General features: G+C 72.0%; 5 protein-coding genes and 2 pseudogenes. All 7 read left to right on the forward strand.

What is annotated here, in order from left to right; all coding sequences use genetic code 11:
• Nucleotides 1-44: 44 nt before the first annotated feature.
• A pseudogene (locus SSOG_RS45025) lies at nucleotides 45-1,638 on the forward strand (FAD-dependent oxidoreductase).
• Nucleotides 1,639-1,777: 139 nt separating this feature from the next.
• The gene (locus SSOG_RS45030; protein ID WP_009721003.1) at nucleotides 1,778-3,943 is read left to right on the forward strand and encodes a hydantoinase/oxoprolinase family protein; all 2,166 of its coding nucleotides are present in this window, start codon (nucleotides 1,778-1,780) and stop codon (nucleotides 3,941-3,943) included.
• Nucleotides 3,940-4,542 (forward strand): hypothetical protein, encoded by a 603-nt coding sequence (locus tag SSOG_RS45035; RefSeq protein ID WP_009721004.1) that lies wholly within the window; start codon nucleotides 3,940-3,942, stop codon nucleotides 4,540-4,542. The genes SSOG_RS45030 and SSOG_RS45035 overlap by 4 nt, the downstream gene beginning before the upstream one ends.
• Before the next feature lie 3 nt (nucleotides 4,543-4,545).
• On the forward strand, nucleotides 4,546-5,832 hold the full coding sequence (locus SSOG_RS45040; RefSeq protein ID WP_009721005.1) for a TRAP transporter large permease: 1,287 nt from the start codon (nucleotides 4,546-4,548) through the stop codon (nucleotides 5,830-5,832).
• 50 nt (nucleotides 5,833-5,882) lie between these two features.
• A pseudogene (locus tag SSOG_RS45045) lies at nucleotides 5,883-6,899 on the forward strand (hypothetical protein).
• Between the two features lie 120 nt (nucleotides 6,900-7,019).
• Nucleotides 7,020-7,589 carry a hypothetical protein gene (locus SSOG_RS45050; RefSeq protein ID WP_245606698.1) on the forward strand — a complete coding sequence of 190 codons (570 nt, stop codon included), beginning with the start codon at nucleotides 7,020-7,022 and terminating at the stop codon, nucleotides 7,587-7,589.
• On the forward strand, nucleotides 7,586-8,149 hold a 564-nt coding region (locus SSOG_RS45055), incomplete at its 3' end, for a YkgJ family cysteine cluster protein (protein WP_039940296.1). The genes SSOG_RS45050 and SSOG_RS45055, both read left to right, overlap by 4 nt.

Below are 8,149 nucleotides of genomic sequence, written 5' to 3' on the forward strand. Positions count from 1 at the left end.
GCGCCACAACGCCGCAGAAGGAGAACCGTGACCAGCCAACCGACATCCTCGTCGTCGGCGGCGGACTCGGCGGTGTCGCCGCCGCCCTCGCCGCCTGTCGCGCCGGCCGCACGGTCGTCCTCACCGAGGAGACCGACTGGATCGGGGGCCAGCTCACCTCCCAGGCCGTCCCGCCGGACGAACACCCCCTGGGTCGAGCAGTTCGGCGTCACCGCCTCCTACCGCGCGCTGCGCGAGGCCATCCGCGGCTACTACCGCACCTGGTACCCGCTGCGTGCCGAGGCCGCAGCGCTGCTCGGCCTCAACCCCGGCGCCGGCCGCGTCAGCAAGCTGTGCGCCGAACCCCGCGTCGCGCTGGCCGCGTTGGAGGGCCTGCTCGCCCCGTACCGCTCCTCGGGCCGGCTGACCCTGCTCACCGAGCACCGCCCGGTGGCCGCGGAGACCGAGGGCGACACCGTACGGTCCGTCACCCTGGAGGACTTACACGGCGGTGGCCGGCGCACCTTCTCCGCTCCCTACGTCCTCGACGCCACCGAGACGGGGGAACTGCTGGAGCTGGCCGGGGTCGAGCAAGCGCTGGGCGCCGAGTCCCGCGCCGAGTTCGGCGAGCCGCACGCCCCCGAGCGGGCCGATCCGCTCAACCAGCAGGGCATCACCTTCTGCTTCGCGCTCTCCCACCACGAGGGAGAGGACCACACGATAGAGAAGCCCGCCGACTACGACTTCTGGCGCGGCTACACCCCGGATTTCTGGCCCGGCCCGCTGCTCGGCTTCCTGGCGCCCGACCCGCGCAGCCTGGAGGCGGTGCCGCGTACCTTCGTACCCAACCCGGACACCGACCCGCTCGCCGTCAGCGCCGACCAGTCCGCCGACGCCGGGGACAAGGAACTCTTCGGCTTCCGCCGCATCCTCGCCCGCAAGCTGTACCGGGACGGCCACTTCGACTCCGACATCACGCTCGTCAACTGGCCGCTCAACGACTACTGGCTCAAGCCGCTGATCGGTGCCGGCGAGCAGACCGCGGCCGAAGCGGTGCGCGAGGCCAAGCAGCTGTCGCTGTCCGTCCTGTACTGGCTCCAGACCGAGGCCCCGCGCCCCGACGGCGGCACCGGCTTCCCCGGCCTGCGGCTGCGCCCCGACGTCATGGGCACTGAGGACGGCCTCGCCAAGGCCCCGTACGTGCGTGAGTCCCGCCGCATCAAGGCCGTCACGACCGTCACCGAACACGACGTGGCGGTCGACCTCGTGGGTCCCACCGGCGGCACCCGCCACCGGGACTCGGTCGGCGTCGGCAGCTACCGCATCGACCTGCACCCCTCGACCGGCGGCGACAACTACATCGACATCGGCTCCGTGCCCTTCGAGATCCCGCTCGGCGCGCTCATCCCACGCCGGACGCGCAACCTGCTGCCCGCCGGAAAGAACATCGGCACCACCCACATCACCAACGGCTGCTACCGGCTGCACCCCGTGGAGTGGAACATCGGCGAGGTCGCAGGGGCGCTCGCCGCCCACTGCCTCGACGAGGGCGTCGAACCGCACCAGGTGCAGGCCGAGGACAAGCGCTTCGAGGCATTCGCCGCCCTGCTCGACCGCGCCGGAGTCGAACGCCACTGGCCGCGGGTGCGCGGCTACTGAGCCCCCACCGGAGACCGGGGAGTGGTACGGCGCGCCCGGTCGCCCGGCGGCGGGACGGCCGGACGGGAGCAGCTCCACCTGCCCCGCCCGGCCCACCGCCCGCGTACGCGCCGACCCGGCACAAGGAGGTGCCCAGACCATGACCACCCACCGCATCCGCGTCGGCATCGACGTGGGCGGAACCTTCACCGACGCCGTGGCAGTGGACGCCACGACCCTCGACCTGCTCGGGCAGGTGAAGGTCCCCACCAGCCACCATCACGAGGACGGGGTCGCCCACGGCATCGTGGAAGCGCTCGACCGCCTGCTGAGACGGACCGGACACGCCCCCGAGGACGTTGCCTTCCTGGCCCACGGCACGACACAGGCTACCAACGCCCTGCTGGAAGGCGATGTGGCCACCGTCGGGCTGCTCGGCATCGGCACCGGGGCCGCGGCCGCCTTCACCCGCCGCCTCGCTTCCCTCGCCAAGCTGGAACTGACGCCCGGCAAACGGCTTCCGCTGACCTACGCGCATGTCGCCGACCCCGAGGACCGGGCCGCCGTCGAAAGGGCCGTCGACGAGGTGGTGCACGGCGGGGCCCAAGTCCTGGTCGCCACCCAGCCCTTCAGCGTGGACCGCCCCGAGGGCGAGGACGCGGTGCGCGAAGTGGCGGACGGGCGCGGCCTGCCGATGACCGCCGCGCACGACATCACCTCGCTCTACGGCCTCCGGAAGCGCAGCAGGACCGCCGTCGTCAACGCGGCGATCCTGCCGAAGATGTTCGCCACCGCCGACCTCGTGGACGCCTCCATCACCAAAGCCGGTGTCACCGCCCCGCTCATGGTGATGCGCTGTGACGGCGGTGTCATGTCGCTCGACGAGATGCGCCGCCGCCCGCTGCTGACCGTGCTCTCCGGCCCCGCGGCCGGCGTCGCCGGGGCGCTCATGGAGGAACGCGTCAGCGAGGGCGTCTTCCTGGAGACCGGCGGCACCTCCACCGACATCAGCGTCATACGCCGGGGCAAGGTCGCCGTGCGCCACGCGACCCTCCTCGGCAAGTCCTCGTACCTCTCCGCGCTCGATGTGCGCACCGTCGGCGTCGGCGGCGGCTCGATGGTCCGGGTCAGCGGCGGGATCAGTGGAGGGATCAGGGGCAGGACCAGTGGCGGGAAGATCACCGCCGTCGGCCCGCGCAGCGCGCACATCGCCGGACTGCCCTACGCCTGCTTCGCCACCGCCGAGGACCTCGCGGGCGCGCGGCTCGCCACCGTCCGTCCGCTGCCCGGGGACGCCGAGGACCACATCGTGCTCGACGCCGCGGGAGGCCGCTACGCCATCACCCTGACCTGCGCCGCCAACGCCCTGGGCCGGGTCCCCGAGGGCGACTTCGCGCGCGCCCGCCGCGATGTCGCCCGCGCAGCCCTCGCTCCGCTGGCCGCGGCCCTCGGCACCGACGTCGACACCGCAGCCACCCAGGTCCTCGACGCCGGTGTCGCCCAGGTCGAAAGCGTCGTCAACACCATGATCGACGACTACCGGCTCGACAAGGACACCGTCGTGCTCGTCGGCGGGGGCGGCGCCGCCGCCTCCGTCACCCCGCACCTGGCCGCCACGACCGGACACGAGGGCCGCATCGCCGCCCACAGCGAGGTCATCAGCCCCATCGGGGTCGCCCTCGCCCTCGTGCGCGAACAGGTCGAGCGGATCATCCCCGGCGCCGGCCAGCAGGACATCCTCGCGGTGCGCTCCGAGGCCGAACGAGCCGTCGTCGCCCAGGGCGCCGCCGCCGACGCCGTCGAGGTGGAGGTCACCGTCGACCCGCAGACCAGCACCGTGCGCGCCATCGCCACCGGCGCCACCGAACTGCGCACCCAGGACCGCGCCCACCGCGCCGACGACACCGAACGCCTGCGGACGGCCGCCGCGAGCCTCAAGGTCCCCGAGCACCAGGTCGACGTCCTCGCCCGTACCCCCGGCTACACCGTCTACGGCACCGAACTGCGCCGCAGGCTGCGCGGAGTGCGCCATCCGGTACGCGTCGTCGACGCCGACGGAGTGGTCCGGCTGTACGCCCCCGACGCCCGCGTGGACACCACCACCGTCGGCTCCGCGCAGCAGACCCTCGCCACCCTCGTCGACGCCGCCACCGCCTACGGCGACGGCGGCGTGCGCGCCCCGGCGCTGCGACTGCTCATCGGCTCCCGCATCGCCGACCTCTCCGGGGTGCTCGACCCGCAACCCCTGCTGGCGCTGGCTCACACCGAGTTGGAGGGCCGCCCCGGTGACGAGCCCGTCGTCGCGATCCTGGAGGAGCGGTCATGACCCGCCTCGCCGCAGCCCGCACGCACATCGCCCTCGTCACCGTCGACGACATCGAGTACGGCGCGCGCTTCCTCGGCTCGCTCTCGCTGCACGAGAGCCGCGATCCCGCGCTGTTGCGTCACTGGGCCGCGACCGCCGCCGAGTTCGGCGCCGCCCTGGCCCCCGCCGAGGTGCCCACCCCGCTGCGGATCGTGGAGAGCGAAGGCGGCCTGGGGCGCGGGCTCCTCGCCCGCTACACCTCCCGGCCGCCCACCGTCGAGCTGTACACGGACTCCATCGACGCGGCGGAGCGCCTGGTGACCGCCCACGGCTGGCGGGACTGGTTCCCGGCCGGCTCGGTCCGCGCCGCCGCCCTCGCCCACGAGGCGGTCCACGAACGCCTCCACCACGGCCCCGGGCGCACCGCGCTCAAGGAGGCCCTCGGCCACACCGCGCTGCGCCTCGGGCGCCTGCGGGTCCTCGGCCACGTCGCGGGCGCCGAGGAACTCGCCGCGCACGCCTACGCGCAAGCCGTCTGCGGCCTGGGCCGCAGTCCGCTCCTGCTGTCCGCCGCCCTGGCCGCGTCCGCCGCCCCGGTCGCCCCGGGAAGAGAGAAGTAGGTCATGGGCATCATCATCCTGATCATCATGGCGGCCGGTGTCGCCGCGATACTCACCAAGAAGCTCCCCACCGCCTTCGCGCTCGTCCTGCTCGGCGTGGTCATCGCCCTCGTCTCGGGCGCCCCGGTCACCGGCAAGAACAGCGTCTTCGATACGGTCCTCCAGGAAGGCGCCCCCGCGCTCGCCGCGACGATGATCGCGATCCTGCTGGGCTCCTGGCTGGGCAAACTGCTCGACGAGACCGGTATCGCGGGCACGCTCGTGCGCAAGATAGTCGAGTTCGGCGGCGACCGGCCCACGGTCGTCGCGCTCGGCGTGCTCATGGTGTCGACCCTCGTCGGTACCGTGACCGGTTCCGCGCCCGCGGCGATGCTCGCCGGGATCGTCGGCATCCCCGCCATGATCGCCGTCGGTATCCCCAAGGTGACCGCCGCCGGGACGATCCTCATGGGCATCGCCGCCGGGATGCCCTTCGAGCTGCCGGTGTGGCAGTTCTTCTCCAGCGCCCTCGACCTGCCGGTCTCCGACGTACGCGACTTCATGATCAAGCTGTTCCCGTTCGCGCTGTTCGCCGCCGTCATGTTCGTCCTCGTCGAGTCCCGCAGGCGCGGGGTCGAACACGCCTGGGCCTTCCGCACCGAGACGCCGCGCACCAAGGCCGGCAAGCGGCGCGCCCGGCTCGGCGACGCCCCGTGGTACGCGCTGCTCACCCCGGCCGTGCCCCTCGCGCTGGCGCTCGGCTTCGAGATCGCGATCATCCCCTCGCTGCTCGCAGGGGTGCTCTACGCGCTCGTGACGACCACCCGGCCACGCGATATGAACCGGCGGCTGCTGCGCACCCTGTACAGCGGCTTCGACGTGGCCGCCGCGCCCATCACGCTGTTCGTGGCCATCGGCATCCTGCTCGCCGCGGTCAAGCTCCCCGGCGCCGTGGACGCGCTCGAACCTCTCGTCAAGGCGGTCAGCCCGCAGAACCCGGTGCTGTTCGTCGCGGTCTTCACGGTGCTGGTGCCGCTCTGTCTGTACCGCGGACCGCTGAACGTGTACGGCCTCGGCGCCGGCATCGCGGGCGTCCTCATCGCCGCCGGTATCTACCCGGCCGCCGCCGTCCTCGGCATCACCGCCTCCTACAACCAGGTGTTCGGCGTCGCCGACCCCACCAGCACCCAGACCGTGTGGAGCGCGCAGTACGCGGGAGTCGGCCCCCAGCAGGTGATGACGCGCACCCTGCCCTACGTCTGGTTCGTCGCCCTCGGCGGTTTCTGCGTCACCGCCGCCACCGCCCTGTGACCGCTCATCTCCGGCACACACCCCCTTCCACGTACGGGACGGAGCACTCCATGTACGAGCCGCACCAGCCCAGCCGCCGCATCCTCCTCAAGTCGGCCGCCGCGACCACCGCGGCGCTCACCGTCGGCACGGCGGCCTCCCCGGCCCTCGCCGCCGCCCCGGCCCCGGCCGCGGCACCCGGCGGATTCCCCGACTACCGCTATGTCAAGACCCTCCTGACGCCCGGGCAGCTCAAGTACAACCCCACCGGCGAGATCATCTTCCCGTGCATCCGGGGCGCCCAGGGCCGGGTGTCCGCACCGCTGGGCCGCTACTACCTCTACTACGCGCCGCACGACGCGCCCGGCGGGATCTGCCTCGCCTACGGGGACCACATCGAAGGGCCCTTCACCGAGTACCCCCACAACCCGATCGTCTCGAACCGCTGGCAGCCGCACTATTCCGTCACCCACGTCTCCTCCCCGCACGTGATGTGGAACGAGAGCCCAAGGAGATGTGGCTTAATTCCCCGCCGAGAACACAGACGCGGCTGGCCCGCTCCCAAGGACGGCATCAACTTCACCTACGACAAGGTGGTCCTCACCGCGTCCATGCTGCCCGCGGGCACCAAAGAGACCTCGTACGCCCGGGTCTTCCCGTACGAACTGCCCGCGAAGAACGCCCACTACGTGATGCTGTTCATGCTGAACAACACCACCGACCACCGGGACATCCACTGGGGCTGGTCGGCCGACGGCCGCACCTGGACCTTCGACCAGAAGGCCCTGGTCAGCCACACCGACGTAGCGGCCGTCAACGTCGGCGGCCCGCACCTGCTGACCCGGGGCGGCAGCGCCTTCGTCGTCTACAACAAGGACAAGGAGAGCGGCGGCGACCTCATGATCACCGAGCTCGGGGAGAACTTCACGCTCCGCCGCCACCTCGGCCGCTTCTACGACTCCGCGAACGGCGCGCCCGACAACGGCCGCAGTGCCGCGCCCAGTTTCGGCACCGAAGGGGGAGTGCCCTACATGGTCTACGAGGCCGGTGAACGCCTCAAGGGCAGCATCGCGGTCGCCCGGGGCTGACCGCCGTCCCGGCACGGGATTGTCGAGGGAGATCCCCAGACCTGCCCGGGCTACGCTCACGGGCGACTACGTTGACAAGCCTTTCGCTCCGCCCTGTACGAAGGGGACGATGGATTGACAGTGGACAGCATCGCGGGCCCAGAAGCCCAGTGGCAGACCTCCCGGGCGAAGGCGCTGTGCTATCGCGGGCCGCGTTACGTCACCGGTGCGGATCTCGTCCGTATCGCCCGCACCCTGGCCCTCGAGCCGTGGCACTTCACCCAGACGGCGCCGGCCGCCGCCAACGATCCGACCGGGGTGGTGCTGGACAACGCGCGGCGCCGGGTGAACGTCCGGGTGGCCAACGCTGCCCAGGGCTGCGTCTTCCACATCCGCACCCTCGAAGGGACCGGCCGCTGCGGGCTGGGCGAACTCGCGCCCGTGTCCTGCCGCATGTTCCCCACGGTGCCCGGGGGCAAGGCCGAGCGGACGGACGGGCCCGAACGCCGGCTCGACGAGGCTGAGCTGGCGGAGGCGGAGCGCCAGTGGACCGCCGACCGGGACCACTGGTTCGAGCTGGTGGCCCGCTGGAACACGCTGGCACAGGACGCCGAAACCCCGCCGGACGTCGAGGACTTCCAGCGCTATCTGCTGGAGGCGCAGGCCGCGCGCGAAGCCGGTACGCCTTGGCCCGAGGACGTGGTCGCGTGAACGGCGGCGGAGCGAACCTGGCGGGCTGCGCCGACTGCGGTGGCAGGTGCTGCCGGGAGTACAACGTCCATGTGACCATCGCGGACGTCCGCAGGCTGGCGTCCGGAATGGCCGTCCACCCCAGGGAGTTCGTCTACCTCAAGGAGGGCAAGGAGGAGGACAACAGCGACTTCCGCTTCCGGCCGGGCGGTCCGCTGTACGACCTCCACCTCCTGCACCGGCCGGACACCAAGGGCTGCGTGTTCCTGATGGAGATAGCCCCCGGCAAGGCGCGTTGCGGCGCGTACGTCCACCGCCCGATGGTGTGCGCCACCTTCCCGGCCGCGCTCGACCAGGGCTCGGTGGGCATCCGTGAGAAAACCCTGTGCGGCGGTCCGGACTCCTGGAACCTCGCCACCATGGACCTGGCCACCTACCGGCGCGACATCATGCGCAACCGAGCGGCCTGGCGCGAACACCTGGACCTGGTGGAGCAGTGGAACGCCAAGGTCGACGCCGGTGCCCGGGGGATGAAAGCACGAGGACCTGTACGAGTTCATCCTGGCCACCGACCCCTTGCG

The sequence above is a fragment of the Streptomyces himastatinicus ATCC 53653 genome (assembly GCF_000158915.1).
Classification (GTDB): Bacteria; Actinomycetota; Actinomycetes; order Streptomycetales; family Streptomycetaceae; genus Streptomyces; species Streptomyces himastatinicus.

Coding starts and splice junctions, on each gene's coding strand:
- SSOG_RS45030 (WP_009721003.1), top strand. CDS start 1,778: ATGACCACCCACCGCATCCGCGTCGGCATCGACGTGGGCGGAACCTTC.
- SSOG_RS45040 (WP_009721005.1), top strand. CDS start 4,546: ATGGGCATCATCATCCTGATCATCATGGCGGCCGGTGTCGCCGCGATA.
- SSOG_RS45035 (WP_009721004.1), top strand. CDS start 3,940: ATGACCCGCCTCGCCGCAGCCCGCACGCACATCGCCCTCGTCACCGTC.